A 21,889-nucleotide genomic window follows, 5' to 3' on the forward strand; every position below is an offset into this window, starting at 1 on the left:
CGCGCAGTCGCGCGCCGGCCTGCGACTGCATCCGCGGCGCCCAAGCCTGTCGTGCCGACCGTAGCGGCGCAGACGCCGCTCAACACCAATGTAGTACCGGAAAGCGCCTCACGGCTCGGCCTGACCGTGCGCGAAATTCCCGCAACCGTCGAGGTGATCTCAGCCGAAACCATGCGCGAGCAGGGCTATCGCACCGTGTCCGAGACGGCGCAGGGCGCGGTCGGTGTCACCTCCGGCGACAATCCGGCCGAGCCTGCCGCGTTCTCGATGCGCGGCTTCACCAACAGCCAGATCAACACGCTCTACAACGGCATCAAGATAGGTCCGCAGAACATGACCTCGCGGATCACCGACACGTCCAATCTGGAGGCCGTGGAATTCTTGAAAGGCCCGGCCTCGCTCATATCGGGCGAGGGCGCCGCCGGCGGCGCGATCAATTTCGTGACCAAGGCGCCGCATACGGGACCAATCCGGAACGAGGCGGACTTCTCCTGGGACTCGCTGAACTCGTTCCGCACGCATTACGGCTCGGGCGGCAGCACCAATGTGCAGGGCCTCGATTATCGCTTCGACATCAGCCGCTCCTCCCTCAACGGCTTTGCCGACGACACCAACACCAAGACGTTCGACGTGTCGGGCCAGCTCAACTACCGCATCTCCGACAGTCTCAAGGTGTGGGGCGCGGTCGAGTATCGCGAAGACCGCTCGAAGGCCTATTGGGGCGCGCCGCTGGTGCCGATCGCCTTCAGTGGTTCGCATGCGACGACGGGGATCGTTTCCGGAAACTATATTTCGAATTACAACAAAACAAATCTCGGCGCGGTCACCATCGACGATCGCACCTTCAACACCAACTACAACGTTCTGGACAATCGTAATGTTGCACAGGAGGTGTGGCTGCGCGGCGGCTTCGAGCTGAAGCTCGCGCCCGACCTGACCTTGAAGAGCCAGGCTTATGGCTATGGGGCGGAACGGAGCTGGTTCAACAATGAGGTCGAGGCGTTCAACTCCGGGACGAACCTTGTCGATCGCGAGCGCTTCTATGTCGCGCACAGCCAGCGCCTTGTCGGCAACATCACCGACCTGATCTGGGATGCGAATATCGCAGGATTCGACAACCGCATGGTCGCGACGCTGTCGTCGAGCTATCTCGATTTCGTCAGGCCCGGCGCGGCAAATTTTCCGGGCGATTCCGTTGATCTCGTCGATCCCAACCGTGGCTTCTACGGCACGCTCACGACCAAGCAGCAGACCGCGCGCATCGACAACGAGGCGCTGTCGTTCGAGGACCGGCTGAAGCTGACGCGGACCTTCGCGCTGATCGGCGGCCTGCGTGTCGAGCATATCGGGCTCGATCGCAACTCGACCGACGCCGCCGGTATCGTGAACGCTGGCTTTCCGTACACCAAAGACTGGGCGCCGGTGACGGGTCGCATCGGCTACACTTGGGAAGCCGTGCCCGGCCTGACCTTCTTCAGCCAATACGCCACCGGCGCCGACGTCTCCGCCAACAATATCTTCCTGCTCGGACCCACGCAGCCGCTCGACCTGACCACCGCGCGCACCTACGAGACCGGCGTCAAGCACCTGTTCTGGGACAACCGGGCCGAGTGGTCGTTCTCGGCCTACGACATCCTGCGCAAGAACGTCTATGCCGCCGCCGGCGGGCAGGCGCTCAACATCGCCGGACGGCAGGAATCGAAGGGCGTCGAGCTTGCGGCGTCCGTGCGTCCGATCGACCCGCTGCGGCTGTGGGGCAACATCGCCTATGTCGATGCGCGCTATGCCGACTACAATTTCGTTGGCGGCTCGTTCTCCGGCAACACGCCGCCGAACGTGCCGCGCATCGTCGCCAATGCCGGCGCGTCCTGGCGCTTCTTCACCCCCTGGCCGGTCGAGCTCGGCATCACCGGCCGCCACGTCGGCGACCGCTACAACACCGACGCCAACGTCGTGACGATGAAGGCCTATACTGTGGCCGACGTCTATGCCTTCGTCGACATCCCCAAGACGGTATTCAACGCCGTCGATCAGGCACGCCTGACCTTCCGCGTGCGCAACATCACCGACAAGCGCTACGCGATCTGGGGCGATCCGTTCTATCCCGATCAGATCCTCCTCGGCGCGCCGCGCACCTATGAGCTCTCGGCCGCGTTCAAATGGTAGGGCGCTGAACGCATGATGGGCGCGATCATCCTGCTGCACCGCTGGCTCGGGATCGCGCTCTGCCTGCTGTTCGCGATGTGGTTCGCGACCGGCATCGTGATGCACTTCGTTCCGTTCCCGTCGCTGACGGAAGCGGAGCGGTTTGCCGGCCTCGCTCCGGTGGATCGCGCGCAGGTTCGCATGGCAGTCCGCGATGCGGTCGCCGCCAGCGGGATCGAGGATGCCGTGCGCGTTCGGCTGATCCAGCGGAGTGACGGGCCGGTCTATGTCGTCTCCGGGCCGTCGCATCTGCGCGCGGTCCGCGCCTCCGATGGACAGGACGCGCGGGTGACGTCCTCCGATGTCGCGCTCGCCATCGCGCAGGATCACGCCTGCAGCCGCGGGCTCGATGCCGCGCGCGCAACGCTGCTCGCGCAGGCGGATTACGATCAGTGGACGGTGCCAAACGGCTTTGATCGCCACCGGCCGCTGTTTCGCGTGGCTCTCGGCGATGCTGCCGGGACGGAGGTCTATGTCTCCTCGCTCACCGGCGAGATCGTCCTGGATACGACGCGAAGCGAGCGTGGCTGGAATCTCGTCGGCAGCGTACTGCACTGGATCTATCCGACGGTTCTGAGAAGCAATTGGGCGCTGTGGGATGGGGTGGTCTGGACATTGTCGCTGCTCGCCTTGATTGCAGCGATGCTTGGCGCTCTGCTCGGGACCCTGCAGATCAAGGTGCGTGGACGACGGATGTCCTCACCTTACCGCGGGTGGCACGCATTGCATCACATCCTCGGCCTTGCGGTGACAGTGTTCGTGCTCACCTGGATATTCAGCGGCTGGCTCTCCATGGATCACGGCCGGTTGTTCTCGCGCGGGCAGCTGACCTCGGCGGAAGCGGGCGTGGTGTATGCCGCGCCGGATTGGGCGGCTGCCTCGCCGCTCGACCGGCAGTCGATATCGTCGTCGGCCCGGGATATTGAATGGCTCGCCTTCAACGGCAATGTCTATCGACGCGAGCGGATCGCTCTCGGCAGCCAGACTCTGGTCAAGGCCGCGGAGACGCCTCATGAGGGATATACGGGAGTTTTGGGCGCGCGCGACGTTCAGGAATTGTCGACGCGCCTCGCCTCGGGCTGCGCCGCACCGTCCGTTGTTGCCGATAGCGACGACTATCCCGCTCGATCCGCCGTCCAAGGCGCGCCGGTCTATCGCTCGCGCTGCGGAGAGCTCTGGTTCGACATCGACGGCGCCGACGGCAATTTGCTGCAACGGCTGGATGCCTCGCGGCGCGCCTATCGTTGGGTGTACGGCGCGCTGCACACACTCGATTTCCCAATCCTCATGGCGCGTCCGCGTCTGCGCGATGCCCTGATCGTCGGACTCTGTGCGCTAGGGTTCGCGTTCTCCATGACCAGCGTCGTCATCGGCTGGCGGCGCTTGCGGCTGTTCCTGACAGCCTGACCCCAGGGCGAACCAGCCACGATCGCAACGTGCGGCGGGTCTTTGAGGCTTGGCTGGTCCAAATGGCGGTGAGATCCCGCTGGCGAAGGTCCGGTTAGTGGCATACCATTTGCAAGCCAATGGGCTCTGGTTTCACCTGCCCTTGGCCAACGATGGCCGGCATCACGGCACTACTGGGAGGACTTCATGGATCGCAGGACCGTATTGAAGGGACTGGCGGGCGCGGGCGGTCTGGCATTGACCGGCGTCTCGGCCCCGGCCATCGCGCAAGGCGCATCAGCCCGCACTCTGCGCTTCGTGCCGCAGGCTAATCTTGCCAATTTCGATCCGATCTGGGGCACGCAATATGTCGTGCGCAATGCCGCCGCGCTGGTCTGGGACACGCTCTACGGGATCGACGCGCAGTTGCAGCCGCAGCGGCAAATGGTCGAGTCCGAGGAGACCTCCGACGACGGCAAGATCTGGACGTTCAAGCTGCGCCCGGGCCTCAAATTCCACGACGGCGAGCCGGTGCTGGCCAAGGACGTCGTTGCGAGCCTGTCGCGCTGGGCCGCGCGCGATCCGATGGGCCTGATGATCATTGCGATCCAGCAGGAATTGACCGCCGTCGACGACCGCACCTTCAAATGGGTTTTGAAGCAGCCCTTTCCGAAGATGCTCTATGCGTTCGCCAAGAACAACGCGCCGTGCTCCTTCATCATGCCCGAGCGTATCGCCAAGACCGATCCGTTCAAGCAGATCACCGAATATGTCGGCTCGGGTCCGATGAAGTTCGCCAAGAGCGAATGGGTCCCAGGCGCCAAGTCGGTGTTCGAGAAGTTCACCGATTACGTGCCGCGGCAGGAGAAGGCGTCGTGGCTGGCCGGTGGCAAGCAGATCATGGTCGATCGTGTCGAATGGATCGTGATGCCGGACCCCGCGACAGCGGCGGCCGCGTTGCAGAACGGCGAGGTCGACTGGTGGGAGAACCCGATCGCCGATCTCGTGCCCGTGCTGAAGAAGAACAAGAACATCAGCGTCGATATCGGCGATCCCCTCGGCAATATCGGCTCGTTCCGCATGAACCATCTGTTCGCGCCGTTCAACGACGTGCGGGCGCGGCGCGCGGTGCTGATGGCGCTCAGCCAGGAAGACTATATGCGCGCGATCGTCGGCGACGACAACGCATTGTGGAAGTCGTTGCCCGGCTTCTTCACGCCGGACACGCCTGTCTACAACGAGATGGGCGGCGAGATCCTGAAGGGCAAGCGCGACTTCGATGCCGCCAAGAAGCTGCTGGCGGAGAGCGGCTATTCCGGCCAGCCGGTGACGTGCCTGGTCGCGCAGGATCAGCCGATCACGAAGGCGCAAGGCGACGTCACCGCGGACCTCCTGAAGAGGCTCGGCATGAATGTCGACTTCGTCGCCACCGATTGGGGCACGGTCGGCTCCCGTCGCGCCGCAAAGACACCGCCGGGACAGGGCGGCTGGAACATGTTCCACAGCTGGCATGCCGGCGCCGATTGCATCACGCCCGCCGCCTACACGGCCATCCGCGCCAACGGCGACAAGGCCTGGTTCGGCTGGCCAAGCAGCCCGAACACCGAGAAGGAGATCACGTCCTGGTTCGACGCCAAGAATCTCGAGGAAGAGAAGGCGGCGATCGGGCGGGTCAACAAGGCGGCGATCGAGGATGTCGTCTACGCGCCGACCGGTTTCTTCCTGACCTACACGGCCTGGCGCAAGAACGTTTCGGGCATCACCAAGGGTCCGCTGCCGTTCTTCTGGGGCGTGTCGAAGTCTGCATGATCGCGCGCTGAGGCCAGATGCTCTCTTACATCCTCCGTCGCATCGTCGCGACCTTGCCGGTGATGGCGATCGTCGCGCTGTTCGTGTTCAGCCTGCTCTACATCGCGCCGGGCGATCCCGCCGTGGTGATCGCGGGCGACCAGGCAAGCCCGGAGGATGTGGAGCGCATCCGCCAGAGCCTCGGCCTCGACCGGCCGTTCCTGATCCAGTTCGGCAGCTGGGTCTGGCGCATCCTGCACGGCGATCTCGGCACCTCGATCTTCACCAACCTGCCGGTCTCGGCGATGATCGGACAGCGGCTTGGACCAACGCTGTCGCTGATGATCGTCACGTTGCTGCTGACGATCGTGGTGGCTGTGCCGCTCGGCGTGGTGGCGGCGTGGAAGGCCGGCAGCCTCATCGACCGGATCATCATGGGCTTTGCCGTGTTCGGCTTCTCGCTGCCCGTGTTCGTGGTCGGCTACATGCTCGCCTACATCTTCGCGCTCGAACTGGAATGGTTGCCGGTGCAGGGCTACACGCCGCTCACGCAGGGCTTCTGGCCGTGGCTGGAGAATTTGATCCTGCCGTCAATCGCGCTCGGTTGCGTCTATATCGCGTTGGTCGCGCGCATCACCCGCGCCGCTATGCTCGAAGTGTTGCAGCAGGACTATATCCGCACTGCCAAGGCCAAGGGCCTCGGGCAGGGCGGCATCCTGTTCATTCACGCGCTGAAGAACGCGGCCGTGCCGATCGTGACCGTGATCGGGATCGGCATCGCGCTCCTGATCGGCGGCGCGGTGGTCACCGAAAGCGTGTTCGCGATTCCCGGCCTCGGCCGGCTCACGATCGATGCGATCCTGCGCCGCGACTATCCCGTCATCCAGGGCATCGTGCTGCTGTTCAGCTTCGTCTACGTCGTCGTTAATCTGATGATTGACCTCATCTACACGCTCGTTGACCCGAGGATCCGCTATTGACCGACACGACCATCAATCCGCAAGCGCTCCCGGCCGGCCTCGTCCTCGCGCCGCAACTGCCTGAGATCCTTCGGCCGGTCACGATCCGGCGGGGCTTCATCGGCTTGTTGCGCGGCCATCCCACTGTTGCGATCGGTGGCGCGCTGCTGCTGACGCTGGTCCTGATCGCGATCTTCGCGCCCTATCTCGGAACGGTCGATCCGACCGCGCTCGCGCCCGCCAAGCGCACCCGTGCACCGTCGGCCGATTTCTGGTTCGGCACCGACGTGCTCGGCCGCGACATCTATTCGCGCGTGCTGTTTGGCGCGCGGGTCTCGCTCACGGTCGGCCTGTCAGTTGCGATCTTCGCGTCCGCTGCCGGCCTCGCCATCGGCATGGTCTCCGGCTTCATCCGCTGGGCCGACGGCATCCTGATGCGCTTCATGGACGGCTTGATGTCGATCCCGCCGATCCTGCTCGCGATCGCGCTGATGGCCTTGACGCGCGGCAGCGTCGGCAACGTCATCCTGGCCATCACCGTTGCCGAGATCCCGCGTGTCTCGCGCCTCGTCCGCAGCGTGGTGCTATCGCTGCGCGAGCAGCCCTATGTGGACGCGGCCGTGGCCTGCGGCACGCGCACGCCCATGATCATCCTTCGCCACATCCTGCCCAACACGGTGGCGCCGATGCTGGTGCAGGCGACCTATATCTGCGCCAGCGCCATGATCACGGAGGCGATCCTGTCCTTCATCGGCGCGGGCACGCCGCCCACCATTCCGTCCTGGGGCAACATCATGGCCGAGGGCCGCGCGCTGTGGCAGGTCAAGCCCTACATCGTGTTCTTTCCGGCGGCCTTTCTCTCCGTCACGGTTCTCGCCGTGAACCTGCTCGGCGACGGCCTTCGCGATGCGCTCGACCCGCGCATGGCCAAGAGCCTCTGATGGATCGAGGCTGATCGCGATGGCTTTGCTCGAAGTCGAAAACCTCCAGACCCACTTCCGCACCCCCGGTGGCATCAATCGCGCGGTCGACGGCGTGTCCTTCCATGTCAACGAGGGTGAGACGCTGGCTATCGTCGGCGAATCCGGCTGCGGCAAATCGGTGACCTCGATGTCGCTGATGCGATTGATCCCGGAGCCGCCTGGCAGGATCGCAGGCAAGATCCGCTTTGCGGGCAGGGACCTCCTGCAACTCTCCGACCGCGAGATGCGCGCGATCCGAGGCAACGACATCTCGATGATCTTCCAGGAGCCGATGACCAGCCTCAACCCGGTGCTCACCGTCGGCCGTCAGATCCGCGAGACCTTGATGATCCATCAGGGCCTCGACAAGGCGGCCGCCGAAGCGCACGCGGTCGAGATGCTGACGCTGGTCGGCATTCCCGAGCCGAAGCGTCGCGTGCGCGAATATCCGCACCAGCTCTCCGGCGGCATGCGCCAGCGCGTCATGATCGCCATTGCGCTCGCCTGCAATCCAAAGCTTCTCATTGCCGACGAGCCAACCACCGCGTTGGACGTGACGATCCAGGCGCAGATCCTGAAGCTGATGCTGGATCTGAAGAGCCGGGTCGGCGCGGCGATCATTCTCATCACCCACGATCTTGGCGTCGTTGCCGAGATCGCCGAACGCGTCATGGTGATGTATGCCGGCCGCAAGGTCGAGGAGGCCCCGGTGGCCGATCTGTTCCGTTCGCCGCGTCATCCCTATACGCAAGGCTTGCTCGGCGCGGTGCCGCGGCTTGGCTCGTCGCTATCGGGCGCGGCACGGCGGCTTGCCGAGATTCCGGGCCAAGTGCCGGATCTGCGCAAGCCCATCAGCGGCTGTGTCTTCGCGGGCCGTTGTGCGCTGGCGACCGATCTGTGCCGGCAATATGCACCGGGGCTCGAAGAGAAGGGCCCTCGTCACGTCGCCGCCTGTCACTATGCGGCCAAGGGAGCCGTCGCGGCATGAGCCCTCCGTTGCTCCAGGTCAACGACCTCAAGAAGCATTTTCCGGTCAACAAGGGCTTTTTCGGGCGAAAGACCGAATTCGTCTACGCGGTGGACGGCGTGTCGTTCGAGATCGCGCGCGGCGAGACGCTGTCGCTGGTCGGCGAATCCGGCTGCGGCAAGTCGACGGTCGGCCGCGCCATCTTGCGGCTGTTCGACATCACCGCAGGCCAGGTGATCCTCGACGGCCAGCGCATCGACGACGCCCATCCGAGCACGATGCGTCAGATACGCCGGCGCGTGCAGGTGGTGTTCCAGGATCCGTTCTCCAGCCTCAATCCGCGCATGCGCGTGCGCGACATCCTGGCCGAACCGATCCGCAATTTCGGCCTCGCCAAATCGGCGGAGGACCTCGAGGTGCGCGTCACCTCCCTGATGGACACCGTGCGCCTGCCGCGCGAGGCGCTGAACCGCAGGCCGCACGAATTCTCCGGCGGCCAGCGCCAGCGTATCGGCATTGCCCGCGCGCTCGCGGCCGAGCCCGAGCTGATCGTGTGCGACGAGGCGGTCTCGGCGCTGGATGTTTCGGTCAAGGCACAGATCGTCAATCTGCTGCAGGACCTCCAGCGCGAGTTCGGCCTCGCGCTGCTGTTCATCAGCCATGATCTCGCGATCGTCGAGCACATGACCCACCGCGTCGCGGTGATGTATCTCGGCAAGATCGTCGAGGTCGCCCCGCGCCGCGAGATCTTTGCCGCACCGAAACATCCCTACACCAGGGCGCTGCTGTCGGCAGTGCCGCTGCCCGAGCCCGGCGCCCAGCGCAATCCCATCATCCTCAAGGGCGACGTGCCGAGCCCGATCAATCCGCCGAAGGGCTGCCGCTTCCACACCCGCTGCCCGCTCGTCTTCGACCGCTGCCGGGTCGAAGAACCGGTGCTGCGCGCGGCTGGAGCCGAGCAATGGGTGGCCTGTCACCTCGAAGACGGCGCAGCGCCGCCGAGCAGCTGAAGGCGAGATTCCCGTCGGAAATTTCTCAGCAAGAACAACCCTGTTCTACTGTGCATGGGGTTGTTTTACGTTTTGAGGTAGCGAGCCTCAGCCTTGCCGGCGTAGGAAGCCGGTGATCGTGACCTTTTCCCAGATGTCGGCCGCGGCAAAGGGATCGGCGCGATTGAAGGCCTCGACCTCGCCACGGCCCGGCGCCTCGATCAGGAACAGGCTGCCGATCATCGTCTGGCCATCGTCGGAGACGAGCGGCCCCGACATCACGATCTTGACGCCGAAGCGCGAGGTGTCGCTCAGGAAAGCCTTGTGGGCGTCGTAATTGGCGAGCCGGGTCGGCAGCGCGCCGACGCGATCGACGGCGTGAATGGCGAACAGCATGGTGTCTCCGTTTCTTGGATCAGTTGTTGGGACGGCCGCTGCGACGGCCGTCCGGGCTTGATGTGATCGGTTTGTCTACTTGGCGCTGAGCTTGCTCGCGTCCTCGAAGGTCGGGCAGGTCCGCTGCTCCAGCGGCACGTCGAACGGCTGGTAATTGTCCTTGGTGATGACGGTCGGCTTCAGCACGATCTCGTTGATGACAGGCTGGTTGCGCAAGGCGCGGATCGCCATCATGGTGCCGAGGCAGCCTTGCGCGAATCCGTTGTAGTCGCCGCTCGCGAGCAGCTTGCCGGATTTGATCGCGTCGATCGCTTCCTTGGTGCCGTTGATGCCGATCACCTGCGCTTTGCGGTTGGCGCCGTCGAGCGCTTCGATCGCACCGACCGCCATGGCGTCGTTGGCAGCTAGCACGCCGTCGATCTGCGAATTCGACTGCATCAGGTTTTCCATCACCTGGAGCGCCTGCAGCCGCTGGTAGTTGCCGGGCTGCGAAGCCAAGAGCTTGGCGCCCGAAGCCTCCTTCAGCGCGTCGTTGAAGCCGCGGACGCGGTCGACATTGGTCAGCGAGCCCTTGACGCCCTCGATGATGACGATGTTGCCCTTGCCGCCCAGCGTCTTGAGCAGGAAGCGCGCGGTCTCGAGCCCAAGGCTGTAATCGTCGGCGCCGACGAAGGACAGGAACTTGCCGCCCGCCGAGCGGTCGGTGATGTTGACGACGGGAATCTTGGCCTCGTTGATCTTCTCGACGCCGGGCACCATCGCCTTGTAATCGACCGGCGTGAACACGATCGCGCTCGGCTTCTTCACGACGACGTCCTCGATCTGGCTGAGCTGCTCGGGGATCGAATCCGGCTTGGTCGGGATGTACTGGAGCGTCTTCGCATTTAGCGCCTTCGCCATGTTGTCGGCGCCGACCCGCACCGTCTGGAAGAACGGGTTGGTCTGGTTCTTGGTGAAGACGGCGATGGTCTCGCCGTCGGCGCGCGCCCCAGTGGTGAACGCGGCCGCCATCAGCAGCGGCAGCGCCAGATAGCCCAGTGTCCGTTTCATGTTGCCTCCATCCCTCATTTTGCTTGTGGAACTCTAGAACTCATTGCGCGCGGCGGCGGGTCTTCATGTCGAGCCAGACCGCGAGAATGACGATGATGCCTGTCACGAGCGGCTGCCAGTTGGCGCTGACCGACAGCAGGTTCATGCCGTTCAGCACCAGCGTCAGGATCAGCGCGCCGATGAAGGTGCCGAACACGGTGCCGACGCCGCCGAACAGCGAGGTGCCGCCGATCAGCACGGCCGCGATCGCGGGCAGCGTCAGGCTTTCGCCGATGTCCGCCTCCGCCGAATTGAGCCGCGACAGGAAGATGATCGAGGCAAGCCCCGCCATGGTGCCTGATACCGCGTAGACCAGCAGCAGGCGCCGCGCGACCGGAATGCCGGAGAGCCGCGCGGCGACCGGATTGGCGCCGATCGCATAGATCTCCTGGCCCCATATTGTTCGCTGCGCGAACAACGTCCCGATCCCGAGGAACACCAGCAGCAGGTAGACCGGGATCGGCAGGCCGAACAGATAGCCGCTGCCGATCTGGCGGAAGCCTGCAGGAAAACCATGCAGGGTCTCGCCGGCCATGTACCAATAGGTGAGGCCGTTCAGCACCCAGAGCATGCCATAGGTGGCGATGAAGGAGGGGATGCGCAGCGCGGTGACCATGATGCCGTTGAGCAGGCCGACGATGCCGCCGCAGGCGAGCCCGGTGAGGATGCCGAGCGCCGGCGAGCCGGTCTTGTGGATCACGGTGCCGGCGATGCAGGCGGACAGCGCGACATTGGCGCCGACGGAGAGGTCGAGGCCGGCGGTCAGCACCACCAGCGTCAGACCGGAGGCGATGAAGAAGGTCAGGCTCGCCTGCCGCAGCACGTTGAGAATATTGCCGAGGCTCAGGAAGGAATCGCTGAGCACGGCGAGCACCGCGCAGATCAGAAACGCCGCCAGCAGGCGATAGAACACCTGGATCGCATCCTGCGACAGGAAGGAGCGATGCGGCGCGATGGCGTCCTTGGCGATGTCGGTCATGCGCGGCTCCTGAGGCCGTCGAGGAACAGGGCGACGATGACGAGCACGCCGACGCTTGCGACCTGCACCGAGGACGGCAGCGAGATCAGGTTCAGCCCGTTGCGCAGCACGCCGACGGAGAGGACACCGAGCAGCGTGCCGAGCAGCCAGCCATTGCCGCGCTCGAACGAGGTGCCGCCGACGGCCACGGCCGCGATGGCATCGAATTCGAGCCCGAGGCCGGCAGTGGGGTGGCCGGAATTCATCCGTGCGGTCATCAACAGGCCCGCGATGCCCGCCATGGCGCCGCCGATCGCATAGACCGCGATCAGCAGCTTGTTCGGCGAGAGACCGGCATAGCGCAGCGCCTCGCGATTGCCGCCCAGTGCGAAGATGTAAGTGCCGAAGCGGGTGTGATAGAGCAGGCCGTGGAATGCCGCATAGGTCACGAGCGCCATCACGATCGGCACGGGCACCCCGAGAAGCGTCGCAGAATAGATGTCGCGCACGCTATGGGGGATGCCGACCACGCTCTGGCCGTCGCTGACGATCAGCGACAGGCCCTGCGCCATGCCGAGCGTGCCCAGCGTCGCGACGAAGGGCGGAATGCCCAGGATGGCGACCAGCCAGCCATTGGCGACGCCGAAGGCCGTGCCGACCAGCAGGCCGGCGCCGAGGCCCAGCAGCATCGATTTGGTCGCGAGCGACACGATGGCGACGCAGAGCGAGGTCAGCGTCAGCACCGCGCCCATCGACAGGTCCAGCCCTTCGGTCATGATGATCAGCGTCATCGGCAGTGCGAGCATGGTCAGGATGGTCGACTGCACCAGCACGTTGGAGAGGTTGGCGACCGACAGGAAGCCGGGCGCGATCGCGCTGAACAGCGCGATCAGGAGCACCAGCACGATGGCAACGCCGGGAATGCGTTGCAGCGGATTGGGCTGTGAAACGACCGCGGCCTCACGCATGATGCATCCCCAGTCGCACGATGTTCTCCTCGGTCAGTTCGTTGCGCGTCAGGTGCCCGGCGATGCGCCCCTCGCGCATCACATAGGCGCGGTCGCAGACGTGGCAGATCTCGATCTGCTCGGACGAGATCATCAGCGCCGCGGCGCCCTCCGCGACCAGGCGGTCGATCAGGGCAAAAATCTCGGACTTGGCGCCGATGTCGATGCCGCGCGTTGGCTCGTCGAAGATGAAGAGCTTTGAGCCGGCCGCCAGCCATTTGCCGATCACGACCTTCTGCTGGTTGCCGCCCGAGAGCAGGCCGACGGTCTGCCGAGCGCTCGGAGTTGCAATGCGCAGCTGCCGGATCAGGCCGTCGGCGGTGCGCTGTGCGCTGCGCTGGTCGAAGAGACCGCTCGGGAACAGCTTTCGCAGCGCCGACACCACCAGATTGTCGCTCACCGACCGCAGCAGCGCGAGGCCCTCGCTCTTGCGACTTTCCGGGATCAGCGCGATGCCGCGGCGGGCGGCAAGGTCAGGCTCGCCGGAAATGGTCTTGCCGTCGAAGACGATCTCGCCCGATGTCATGGGATCGGCGCCGAAGATGGCGCGCGCGACCTCGCTGCGGCCCGAGCCAACCAGGCCGCACAGGCCGACGATCTCGCCCCGGCGCACCTCGATGTTGATGTCGGAGATACCGGTCGAGGAGGTCAGGCCCTTGACCTCCAGCAGCACCTCGCCCGGCTTGTCGGCGAAATGGCGCGGATAGGTCATGTCGACGTTGCGGCCGACCATCATGCGTACCAGCTGGTCCGGCGTCACGTCGGCGGGCCGGACGCCGTCGATGCGGCGGCCGTCGCGCAGCACGGTGATGCGGTCGCCGAGCGCGAACACCTCGGCCATGCGGTGAGAGATGTAGACGATCGACACCCCGTCAGCCTTCAGCCGCGCGATCAATTCGAACAGCAGCTCGGTCTCGCGGTCGGATAACGCGGCGGTCGGCTCGTCCATGACGAGGATGCGCGCGTTCTGGCTGATCGCCTTCGCGATCTCGACCATCTGCTGCTGCGCAACTCCGAGCTTGTCCACGGTGGTCGAAGGATCGATGTCGAAGCCGATCGTGCCGAGCACGCGCTTCGCATCGGCCAGGATCTTGCGGCGGTCGATGGTGCCGGGGATGCGTCCCCCAGGCTCGCGGCCGAGGAAAATGTTCTGGGCGATGTCGAGATAGGGGACCAGCGAGAATTCCTGGAAGATCACGGCAATGCCGAGCTTCTGCGCATCGGCAGTCGAGGAGATCGCGACCTTGTCACCCTTGTAGTAGAACTCGCCGGCATCGGCGCTGTAGGCGCCGCACAGCACCTTCATCAGGCTCGACTTGCCGGCGCCGTTCTCGCCCAGCAGCATGTGGACCTCGCCGGGGTAGATAGCAAAGGACACGTCGTCCAGCGCCTTGACGCCGGGAAATTCCTTGCTGATGCCGCGCAGCTCGAGCAGCGGCGTCGGCGAGGTGACCTCGATGGGGAGCGCGTCGCTCATGCCATGTCGCTCATGTCTTGGCTCCGCTCGCAAAGATCTTTCCGGGGTTCATCAGACCATTCGGATCGAGCGCGGTCTTGATCGATCGCATCACGTCCACGGCCTCGCCGAGCTCGTCGGTGAGATAATCGATCTTGCCGAGCCCGATGCCGTGTTCGCCGGTGCAGGTGCCGTCCATGGCGATAGCGCGGGCGACCATGCGGGCCTGCAGCGCCTTGGCGCCTTCGGCCTCCTCGGGCTTTGCCGGGTCGATCAGGATCAGCATGTGGAAATTGCCGTCGCCGACATGGCCGACGATAGGAGCGACAAAGCCGTGCTCGTCCGCATCGCGCCGTGTTTCAGTCAGGCATTCCGCGAGGCGCGAGATCGGGACGCAGACATCGGTGATCACGGCGCGCGCGCCCGGCCGCAGACCCAGCCCGGCATAGAGCGTGTTGTCGCGGGCGTGCCAGAGCCGGCTGCGATCTTCCGCTGCCTTGGCCCAGGCAAAGCCGTGGCCGCCGTGGTCGGCGGCAATCGCCTGCGCGGCCTCGGCCTGCTCGGCGACGGAGGACTCCGAGCCGTGGAATTCGAAGAACAGGGTGGGCGCCTCGCGATAGCCGAGCTTCGCGTAGGCATTGATGCCGCGCATCATGACCTCGTCGAGCAGCTCGATCCGGGCCACGGGAATGGCGGACTGGATCACGGAGATCGCGGTATCCACGGCGTCGTGCAGCGTGTCGAAGCTGCAGACGGCGGCCGAGATCGCCTGCGGCACCGGGTGTACCTTCAGCGTGATCTCGGTGATAACACCCAGCGTGCCTTCCGCGCCCACGAACATGCGTGTCAAATCGTAGCCGGCCGCCGACTTGCGCGCGCGCCTGGCGGTGCGGATCACGCGTCCGTCGGCCAGCACCACCTCCAGAGCCATAACGTTGTCCTTCATGGTGCCGTAGCGCACGGCCATGGTGCCGGAGGCGCGGGTGGAGGTCATGCCGCCAATCGAGGCGTCGGCGCCGGGGTCGATCGGGAAGAACAGGCCTGTGTTGCGCAGCTCCGCATTGAGCTGCTTGCGCGTGATGCCGGGCTGCACCACGACATCCATGTCGCTGTCGTGCACCGCCAGCACCTTGTTCATGCGCGCGAAGTCGAAGCAGACGCCGCCGGCGACAGACGCAGCATTGCCTTCGAGCGAGGTGCCGGCGCCGAACGGGACGATCGGCATGCCCGCGCCAGCGCACAGCTTGACGATCTCGGCGACCTCCTGCGTCGTTTCAGGGAAGACGACGATGTCGGGCGGCAAATTGCGATAATGCGACTCGCTCTGCCCGTGCTGATCGAGCACGCCGCGCGCGACGCTCGCGCGCGGACCGATCAGGCCTGTGAGGCGATCGGCCAATGCTGCCGTGCTGACCCGCGGTCCCATCCTCAGCTCCCGTCTGCTCCCTGTTGCCGGACTCTTGTTGGTCCGTCGCCGCGTAAGTCTAAGCGGCTCTTGCGTTGCTCGCGACCTGCTTCAGGCCGAAATCGTAATTGAGATGAAAATACTCGTGCTCCACCATGCGACCATCCGGCGCACGGCCGGCGGGCTGACGGACGAACTCCCGGATCAGGCTGTCCTTGACGCCGAACACCACGTCGCTGTCGAGATACTGGTCGCCGGCGACGAACACATGGGTCACGAGCTGCTCGAAGCCGGGCGCAGAGATCATGAAATGCACATGCGCCGGGCGCCAGGGATGGCGGCCCTGCGCCTCCAGCATCTGGCCGACCGGGCCGTCATGCGGGACGGGGTAGGCAGCCGGCTTGATCGACCAGAAATGGAATCTGCCGCTCGCATCAGTGTGGAAGCGCGCGCGCATCGCGAGATCGCCGATGGCGTCGAGCTGCTGCACGTCGTAATAGCCGTCATCGTCGGAATGCCAGACATCGACAACCGCGCCCGCGAGCGGGCGGCCGTCGACGGTCGAGACCGAGCCGGTGACCAGCATCGGATCGCCCTCCATCGGGCCGGAGATATCCGCGCCGCTATCCCTCTCAGGCGCGGCCTGAACGAAAAACGGCCCGAGCACCGTGGTCTCGGTTGCGCCCTCCGGCACCGGGTGGTTGATCGCATCGACCAGCATGGAGACGCCGAGCGTATCCGACAGCAGGATGAATTCCTGGCGCTTGTCGTCGCACATGTGTCCGGTCCGGGTCAGGAAGTCGATGCCGAATTCCCATTCCTTCTGGGTCGGCCGCACTTCGCGGACGAAGGCGTGCAGGTGGCGCACCAGCGCTTCGCTCACCTGCTTGATCCGTGGGTCGGTCGCGCCCGAGATCCGCTCCAGCACCGCGTCGGTGATCGTGTTCTCGTTGAAATTGCGCATGCGTATCTCCGTCGATCAGAGTTTTGGCTCGCCGAGGCCGGACAGTCGCTCGAGGTGCTTGACGGTCGCGATGAAGTCGGCCTCGCCGTCGCCTTGTGCGACCAGGGCGCCATAGGTCTCGCGCACTTGCGCTGCGAGCTGAAGCGGCACGCCGACGGCGTGGCCGGCGCCGAGGATGAGGTCGAGATCCTTGGCCATCTGCTTGCAGGAGAAGGTGGACTCGAAATCGCGGCTGCGCAGCGGTGCGGTCTTGTACTTCACCATCGGCGAAGCCACGGCGCTGTCGTCTAGCACCTTCAAAATGTCCTGCCAGGCGATGCCGCCCTTGCGCGCCAGTGCCAGGCTCTCGGCCATCATCGCCGCCGACACGGCGATCATCAGATTGACCGAGAGTTTGGCGTAGCGCGCTTCCTCGGCCGGCCCGAGATAGGTCTGCGCACGGGTGAAGGCCGCGAACAACGGCCTTGCGTTCTCGAAGGCGTCCTTCGGCCCCGAGACGAAGCAGGTCAGCGCGCCCGTATGAACGATGCTGGCATTGCCGGAGACCGGCGCACGAAGATAAGCGATGCCGCGTGCCTGCGCGGCGGCTGCAACTTCGTTGGAAGCGTCAACGCTCACGGTGCTGGTCTCGACCAAGATGGCTCCGGGCGCCATCGCGGCGACGAGGCCGGTCGGGCCGAGCAAGGCGCCGCGCAAGGCCGTGTCATCGGGCAGGGACGTGATGACGGCGGCCTTGCCGTTCACGGCCTCGGCGGGCGAAGCCGCAATCGAAATGCCCTGCGCGCGTGCCTCATCGAGCCGCGCCGCGCTCTGATCGAATGCGGTGACAGTGTAACCGGCCTTGGCGACGAGCACCGACATCGGCAGACCCATTTTGCCGATCCCGATGAAAGCGATGTTTTTCGAAGCATCTGTCATTGTTGTTGTCCGTTGGCGCCTTCAGGCGGCGCGTCCTTGTCGTTCGATGTCCTGCACCAGCCGCCGGCCGGATTGCGCCAGCAGCTGTTTCTTCGTTTCCAGCCCGTCAACCAGCAATTGGCCATTCCGTTTCTTCCAGGCGCCACCGATCATCACGGCCTCGATATTCGCGAGGCTCGTCTGCATCACGACGGTTGCGACGGGATCATGCACCGGGACAAGGTTGAGATCCGAGGCGTTGATGATGACGAGGTCGGCGAGCTTGCCCGGCGTCAGCGATCCGATCTGATGCTCGCGACCGAGCATGCGGGCGCCTTCCGTCGTGATCCAGCGCAGGGCCTCGCGGACGGGGATCGTGGTCGTCGCCGGAATGGTGCCTCTCACTTTGCGCGTTTCCGCATTGTCGAGCGACCGCTGCATCGACAGCGCGATGCGGGCGGCGGAGAAGAGATCGCCGGCCAGTATGGATTCGAGGTCAATGCCTATCGTCGGGCGGACGCCACGCTTCAACAGGCGTCCGGTAATCGGGAAGCCGTGGCCCTGGATCATCTCGTTCTCGGGCGTCACCGAGAAGGACACACCGAGATCGATCATTCGATCCAGGAGATCGTCAGGCAGATCGTTGCCATGGACGATGTTGATCCCGGCGCCGACGAGGCCGGCCGCGATCAACTTCTCCCAGCAGCCTGATGTCTTGGCCGGTCCGCCGCCCTGATGCATCGAGGCGATCAGGTTGAGTTCGCGCGCCATGCGGAAGTCATGCATGGCGACGTCGAGGGTCGAGTAATGCGGGCCGAGAATGGCGAGCCCCATTGTGACGAGGCCGTTGCGATCGGCGAGGGGGCCGGCAAGCAGCCGTTCGACCTCGCGGCGCGGATGCGGCACCTCCGAGAAATGCGGCTCGCCCGGCTTCGGCTCCGGCTTGGGTGAGCCGTGGAAGAAGGCGGCCCGGATGCCGCTCTCGATCAGGCCGCGCACGGCGGCGTCAGTATGGTCGGGCGTCGGATTGTTGTGGCACCAGTCGACCAGCGTGGTCGTGCCGCAATTGATCTGGTTCAGCGCGCCGACGAGGGTGGCGATATGGATGTCCTCGGGGCGAAATACGGTGGCAAGGCCGGCATGCATGCGGCGGAAATATTCCAGCAGCGTCCAGTTGGCGGCATAGCCGCGCAAGCCCGTCTGCCAGGTGTGCATGTGCGCGTTGATGAGGCCCGGGATGACGATGCGGCCCTTGCCGTCGACGATCTCGGTATCGCCCGCGCCGATGCCGAGGTCGATCGACGGCCGCACCTCGGCGATACAATTGCCCTCGACCAGCACGTCGCAGGTCGCGAGATCGCCAATCGCGTCATCCATGCTGATGACGGTGGCCGATCTGATCAGCGTGCGCCGCATCGCCTCACGCCGCCGCTTTGGTGGCGGCCGGCGGCTCGCCGGCCCAGGCGCGCGCGATCAGGTCGCGGATGGCATTGCGCTCGAGCGGACGCGGGTTCCAGTAGGCATTCGTCACCGCAAGATCGGCCGCCTTGTCGATGCCGCTCTCGGGCATGCCGACGGCGCGCAGCGCAAGTTTCGCGCCCAGTCGCTTGGCAAGGTCGTAGAGCCCCTGTGATGCATCCGCCGAGCCGATGGCGCGCGAGATCCGTGCCATCGCCTCCGGCACCGCCGGTGCGTTGTAGGCCAGCGCATGCGGCAGTACGATGGTGTGGGTCTCGGCGTGCGGCAGATCAAAAGTGCCGCCGAGCGTGTGGCAGAGCTTGTGGTGCAGCGCCATGCCGACGGTGCCGAGGCAGACGCCGCACAGCCAGGCCCCATAGAGCGCCTCGGTGCGGGCCTCGCGGTCGTCGGACTTGGCGGCGATCGCGGGAAGGGCGCGCGCGAGCGCGCGGATGCCTTCTTCCGCCATCAGCGAGGTCACCGGATTGGTGTCGCGCGCGTAAAGCGCTTCGACGGCGTGGGCGATTGCGTTGATGCCCGATGTTGCGGCTAAGCTCGCCGGCAGCGTCAGGGTCAGATCGACATCGTAGATCACGGTCTCGGGCAGGATCGCCGCATCGCGCACCGTGGTCTTCAACCCGTTCTCGGTCTGGCCGACGATCGGCGTCATTTCCGAGCCGGCATAGGTGGTGGGGATGCAGAGCTGATTGACGCCGGTGCGCAAGGCCAAAGCCTTGCCGAGGCCCGTGGTCGAGCCGCCGCCGAGCGAGACGACGCAATCGGCCTCGCATGCCTTCATCGCTGCGAGCGCCCGCTCCGTGACGTCGACCGGCGTATGCATGGTGGCGCCCGGAAAGATGCCGGCATAGAGCGCGCCGAGCGCCGTCCCCAGGCTCTTGCCCTGCGCTTCCTGCTGGGGCGTCGTCAGCACCAGCGCGCGCGTGCCGCCGAGCCGTTCGACTTCGGCCTTCGCGCTCGCCAGCGTTCCGCTGCCGAACACGACGCGGCAGGGCAGGTTTTCAAAGGTGAACGAACCGATCATGTGCCGGTCTCTTTGATGGGATAATCGACCTGGAAGCGCCCGATCCGCAAGTCGCCCAGCGCCTCGCGCACGCGCAGATGTTCCGGATGGTTGGCATAGGCGGAAAGCGCGGCCTGGTCGGTAAATTCGGAGAACAGGACCACGTCGCAGGCGTAATCGACCGCGCTGACGTCCATGCCGACCTCGATATGGGTGAGGCCGTCGATCCGACCCTTGAGGCCCTCGAACAGGGTCTTAACCTTGACCCGAGCAGCGGAGCGCTCCTCGGAGGTCTCCCCGCGCAGCCGCCACATCACGATGTGCCTGATCGGGCCCGACATTTCCTGATTTCCTCGCCTGCCATTCTCTCTTGTTGGGCTCATTTTGCCTTGCAGAAATCGGAAATAAAGGCCAAAATTTGTAAGTCTCTTTTCCTCTTTTAGCAAAAATGGACCGGCTGCTCCAACTCGAGGTCTTCTCCAAAACCGCCGAACTCGGCAGTCTTTCCAAAGCTGCCGAAATTCTGCGGATGTCGAACGCGGCCGCGAGCCGCCATCTCAGCGCGCTGGAGGAGCGGCTTGCGGTCCGGCTGATCGAGCGGAACACGCGGCGGCAATGGCTGACCGAAGCCGGGCAGGAGCTGCTGCAGCGTTGCAGCACGCTCTTGAATGAGCTCGCCGAAGCCGAGGACGCCGTCTCCGACCGCGCGCTGTCACCGAAGGGCATGCTGCGCGTGACGTCTTCGCTGTCCTTCGCGATGATCTATCTGGCGCCGATGCTGCCCGCCTTCCGCGCGCTCTATCCAGATCTCAGCGTGCAGATCATCAGCGCCAACCGCTATCTCGACTTCATCGAAGCCGGTATCGACGTCGCGATCCGCACGCGCGAGCACGAGCCCGATTCCAACATCATCGTCCGCCGCATCGGCCAGATGCATCGCGTGCTCGCGGCAGCTCCCGCCTACCTGGAGAAGCACGGCCGGCCGGAGCATCCCACCGATCTCGCCCGCCACAACATGCTGATCTACAATCTCGCCAACGATCCCTATTCGCTGCGGCTGAGCCAGGGCAGCACGACGCAGACGGTCCGGATCGCGCCGACGCTCGACAGCAATGACGGCCAGATCATCTGTGGTGCAGCCCGCGCAGGGCTCGGCATCCTGATCCAGCCGCTTTATATCGTTCAAGCCGATATCGCCGCCGGCCGGCTGGTGCCGGTCCTGATGGGCTGGGAATTGCCGCTGCTCACCATGAACATCGCCTATCAAAACCGCGTCAGGCTGCCCGCCAAGATCAGGGTCTTCTCCGACTTCCTGGTCGGCTATATTCGCGAGCATTCGCAGCCGGGGATCTGGATCGACGCGGCGAAGTGAGCGGAGAGCATCCATGTATCTCGGCATCGATCTCGGCACCTCCGCGGTCAAGACCGTTCTCGTCGACGATGCCCAGCGCGTGATTGCAAGCGAGAGCCGGCCGCTGACGACGGCCTCGCCGCAGGCCGGCTACTATGAGCAGGATCCCGCGCAGTGGATCGATGCGACCTTCGCCACGCTGGATGCCCTGAAGGCAACGCATCCCGGCGAGCTGGCGGCAGTCGAAGGCATTGGACTGTCCGGCCAGATGCACGGCGCCACGCTGCTCGACGCGAGCTTGAGACCCCTGCGGCCCTGCATCCTCTGGAACGACGGACGCGCGGCCCTTGAGTGTCGTATCCTGGAGCTACGCTGGCCTGCGTTGCGTGCGACGACGGGCAACAAGGCGATGCCGGGCTTCACCGCGCCGAAGCTGCTCTGGATCGCGGCGCATGAGCCTGACATCTTTGCGGCGTTGAGGCTCGTTCTGTTGCCGAAAGCCTATTTGCGCCTGGTGCTATCAGGCGAGGCCATCGAGGACGTCTCGGACGCATCGGGATCGCTGTGGCTCGACGCCGCTCGCCGGGACTGGTCGGACGCAGCACTGGCGGCGAGCGGCCTGTCGCGCGAT

The 21,889-nt window shown here is 65.1% G+C and carries 20 protein-coding genes; 9 read left to right on the forward strand and 11 right to left on the reverse strand.

Annotation, left to right across the window (positions count from 1 at the left end):
* The 7 genes from MOV74_RS09930 to MOV74_RS09960 form a co-directional block, all read left to right on the forward strand.
* A partial coding sequence (locus tag MOV74_RS09930) for a TonB-dependent siderophore receptor (protein WP_246920887.1) occupies positions 1-2,166 on the forward strand: 2,166 nt, incomplete at its 5' end.
* A 12-nt stretch (positions 2,167-2,178) separates the two neighbouring features.
* On the forward strand, positions 2,179-3,612 hold the full coding sequence (locus MOV74_RS09935; protein ID WP_246920889.1) for a PepSY domain-containing protein: 1,434 nt from the start codon (positions 2,179-2,181) through the stop codon (positions 3,610-3,612).
* Between the two features lie 186 nt (positions 3,613-3,798).
* A complete protein-coding gene (locus MOV74_RS09940; protein ID WP_246920891.1) occupies positions 3,799-5,400 on the forward strand; it encodes an ABC transporter substrate-binding protein in 1,602 nt (533 codons plus the stop codon).
* A gap of 17 nt (positions 5,401-5,417) precedes the next feature.
* On the forward strand, positions 5,418-6,359 hold the full coding sequence (locus MOV74_RS09945) for an ABC transporter permease (RefSeq protein WP_246920893.1): 942 nt from the start codon (positions 5,418-5,420) through the stop codon (positions 6,357-6,359).
* Entirely contained in the window at positions 6,356-7,279 is a 924-nt protein-coding gene (locus MOV74_RS09950; RefSeq protein WP_246920895.1) for an ABC transporter permease, read from the forward strand. Before MOV74_RS09945 ends, MOV74_RS09950 begins: the two co-directional genes overlap by 4 nt.
* A gap of 19 nt (positions 7,280-7,298) precedes the next feature.
* Positions 7,299-8,288, forward strand: coding sequence for an ABC transporter ATP-binding protein (locus tag MOV74_RS09955; RefSeq protein ID WP_246920898.1), 990 nt, complete (start codon positions 7,299-7,301; stop codon positions 8,286-8,288).
* On the forward strand, positions 8,285-9,277 hold the full coding sequence (locus MOV74_RS09960) for an ABC transporter ATP-binding protein (RefSeq protein WP_246920900.1): 993 nt from the start codon (positions 8,285-8,287) through the stop codon (positions 9,275-9,277). Before MOV74_RS09955 ends, MOV74_RS09960 begins: the two co-directional genes overlap by 4 nt.
* Before the next feature lie 87 nt (positions 9,278-9,364).
* Here MOV74_RS09960 and MOV74_RS09965 read toward each other — a convergent pair whose 3' ends face one another.
* The 11 genes from MOV74_RS09965 to MOV74_RS10015 all read right to left on the reverse strand — a co-directional run bounded on the left by MOV74_RS09965 (position 9,365) and on the right by MOV74_RS10015 (position 20,248).
* A complete protein-coding gene (locus tag MOV74_RS09965) occupies positions 9,365-9,652 on the reverse strand; it encodes a YciI family protein (RefSeq protein WP_246920902.1) in 288 nt (95 codons plus the stop codon).
* A gap of 75 nt (positions 9,653-9,727) precedes the next feature.
* The gene (locus MOV74_RS09970; protein WP_246920904.1) at positions 9,728-10,702 is read right to left on the reverse strand and encodes a sugar ABC transporter substrate-binding protein; all 975 of its coding nucleotides are present in this window, start codon (positions 10,700-10,702) and stop codon (positions 9,728-9,730) included.
* 40 nt (positions 10,703-10,742) lie between these two features.
* Positions 10,743-11,720 (reverse strand): ABC transporter permease, encoded by a 978-nt coding sequence (locus MOV74_RS09975; protein WP_246920906.1) that lies wholly within the window; start codon positions 11,718-11,720, stop codon positions 10,743-10,745.
* Positions 11,717-12,667 carry an ABC transporter permease gene (locus tag MOV74_RS09980; protein ID WP_246920908.1) on the reverse strand — a complete coding sequence of 317 codons (951 nt, stop codon included), beginning with the start codon at positions 12,665-12,667 and terminating at the stop codon, positions 11,717-11,719. The genes MOV74_RS09975 and MOV74_RS09980 overlap by 4 nt, the downstream gene beginning before the upstream one ends.
* A complete protein-coding gene (locus tag MOV74_RS09985; RefSeq protein ID WP_246920910.1) occupies positions 12,660-14,183 on the reverse strand; it encodes a sugar ABC transporter ATP-binding protein in 1,524 nt (507 codons plus the stop codon). The genes MOV74_RS09980 and MOV74_RS09985 overlap by 8 nt, the downstream gene beginning before the upstream one ends.
* 10 nt (positions 14,184-14,193) lie before the next feature.
* Complete coding sequence (locus MOV74_RS09990) at positions 14,194-15,588, reverse strand: FAD-linked oxidase C-terminal domain-containing protein (protein WP_246920912.1); 1,395 nt, start codon at positions 15,586-15,588, stop codon at positions 14,194-14,196.
* Between the two features lie 58 nt (positions 15,589-15,646).
* Positions 15,647-16,531, reverse strand: coding sequence for an intradiol ring-cleavage dioxygenase (locus MOV74_RS09995; protein WP_246920914.1), 885 nt, complete (start codon positions 16,529-16,531; stop codon positions 15,647-15,649).
* Between the two features lie 15 nt (positions 16,532-16,546).
* The gene (locus MOV74_RS10000; protein WP_246920916.1) at positions 16,547-17,449 is read right to left on the reverse strand and encodes an NAD(P)-dependent oxidoreductase; all 903 of its coding nucleotides are present in this window, start codon (positions 17,447-17,449) and stop codon (positions 16,547-16,549) included.
* Positions 17,450-17,470: 21 nt separating this feature from the next.
* On the reverse strand, positions 17,471-18,844 hold the full coding sequence (locus tag MOV74_RS10005; RefSeq protein WP_246920918.1) for an amidohydrolase family protein: 1,374 nt from the start codon (positions 18,842-18,844) through the stop codon (positions 17,471-17,473).
* A gap of 4 nt (positions 18,845-18,848) precedes the next feature.
* Entirely contained in the window at positions 18,849-19,928 is a 1,080-nt protein-coding gene (locus tag MOV74_RS10010; protein WP_246920920.1) for a maleylacetate reductase, read from the reverse strand.
* Positions 19,925-20,248 (reverse strand): Dabb family protein, encoded by a 324-nt coding sequence (locus tag MOV74_RS10015; protein ID WP_246920922.1) that lies wholly within the window; start codon positions 20,246-20,248, stop codon positions 19,925-19,927. Before MOV74_RS10015 ends, MOV74_RS10010 begins: the two co-directional genes overlap by 4 nt.
* 107 nt (positions 20,249-20,355) lie before the next feature.
* Here MOV74_RS10015 and MOV74_RS10020 point away from each other — a divergent pair, with 107 nt between their 5' ends.
* Together MOV74_RS10020 and MOV74_RS10025 are read left to right on the forward strand one after the other, a co-directional pair.
* Positions 20,356-21,279, forward strand: coding sequence for a LysR family transcriptional regulator (locus tag MOV74_RS10020; protein WP_246920924.1), 924 nt, complete (start codon positions 20,356-20,358; stop codon positions 21,277-21,279).
* Between the two features lie 13 nt (positions 21,280-21,292).
* The coding region (locus MOV74_RS10025; RefSeq protein ID WP_246920926.1) for an FGGY family carbohydrate kinase at positions 21,293-21,889 on the forward strand (597 nt) is incomplete at its 3' end.

This window comes from Bradyrhizobium sp. SHOUNA76 (assembly GCF_023006445.1).
Classification (GTDB): domain Bacteria; phylum Pseudomonadota; class Alphaproteobacteria; order Rhizobiales; family Xanthobacteraceae; genus Bradyrhizobium.

Coding starts and splice junctions, on each gene's coding strand:
- MOV74_RS09935 (WP_246920889.1), top strand. CDS start 2,179: ATGATGGGCGCGATCATCCTGCTGCACCGCTGGCTCGGGATCGCGCTC.
- MOV74_RS09940 (WP_246920891.1), top strand. CDS start 3,799: ATGGATCGCAGGACCGTATTGAAGGGACTGGCGGGCGCGGGCGGTCTG.
- MOV74_RS09945 (WP_246920893.1), top strand. CDS start 5,418: ATGCTCTCTTACATCCTCCGTCGCATCGTCGCGACCTTGCCGGTGATG.
- MOV74_RS09955 (WP_246920898.1), top strand. CDS start 7,299: ATGGCTTTGCTCGAAGTCGAAAACCTCCAGACCCACTTCCGCACCCCC.
- MOV74_RS09960 (WP_246920900.1), top strand. CDS start 8,285: ATGAGCCCTCCGTTGCTCCAGGTCAACGACCTCAAGAAGCATTTTCCG.
- MOV74_RS09965 (WP_246920902.1), bottom strand. CDS start 9,652: ATGCTGTTCGCCATTCACGCCGTCGATCGCGTCGGCGCGCTGCCGACC.
- MOV74_RS09970 (WP_246920904.1), bottom strand. CDS start 10,702: ATGAAACGGACACTGGGCTATCTGGCGCTGCCGCTGCTGATGGCGGCC.
- MOV74_RS09975 (WP_246920906.1), bottom strand. CDS start 11,720: ATGACCGACATCGCCAAGGACGCCATCGCGCCGCATCGCTCCTTCCTG.
- MOV74_RS09980 (WP_246920908.1), bottom strand. CDS start 12,667: ATGCGTGAGGCCGCGGTCGTTTCACAGCCCAATCCGCTGCAACGCATT.
- MOV74_RS09985 (WP_246920910.1), bottom strand. CDS start 14,183: ATGAGCGACGCGCTCCCCATCGAGGTCACCTCGCCGACGCCGCTGCTC.
- MOV74_RS09990 (WP_246920912.1), bottom strand. CDS start 15,588: ATGGGACCGCGGGTCAGCACGGCAGCATTGGCCGATCGCCTCACAGGC.
- MOV74_RS09995 (WP_246920914.1), bottom strand. CDS start 16,531: ATGCGCAATTTCAACGAGAACACGATCACCGACGCGGTGCTGGAGCGG.
- MOV74_RS10000 (WP_246920916.1), bottom strand. CDS start 17,449: ATGACAGATGCTTCGAAAAACATCGCTTTCATCGGGATCGGCAAAATG.
- MOV74_RS10005 (WP_246920918.1), bottom strand. CDS start 18,844: ATGCGGCGCACGCTGATCAGATCGGCCACCGTCATCAGCATGGATGAC.
- MOV74_RS10010 (WP_246920920.1), bottom strand. CDS start 19,928: ATGATCGGTTCGTTCACCTTTGAAAACCTGCCCTGCCGCGTCGTGTTC.
- MOV74_RS10015 (WP_246920922.1), bottom strand. CDS start 20,248: ATGTCGGGCCCGATCAGGCACATCGTGATGTGGCGGCTGCGCGGGGAG.
- MOV74_RS10020 (WP_246920924.1), top strand. CDS start 20,356: ATGGACCGGCTGCTCCAACTCGAGGTCTTCTCCAAAACCGCCGAACTC.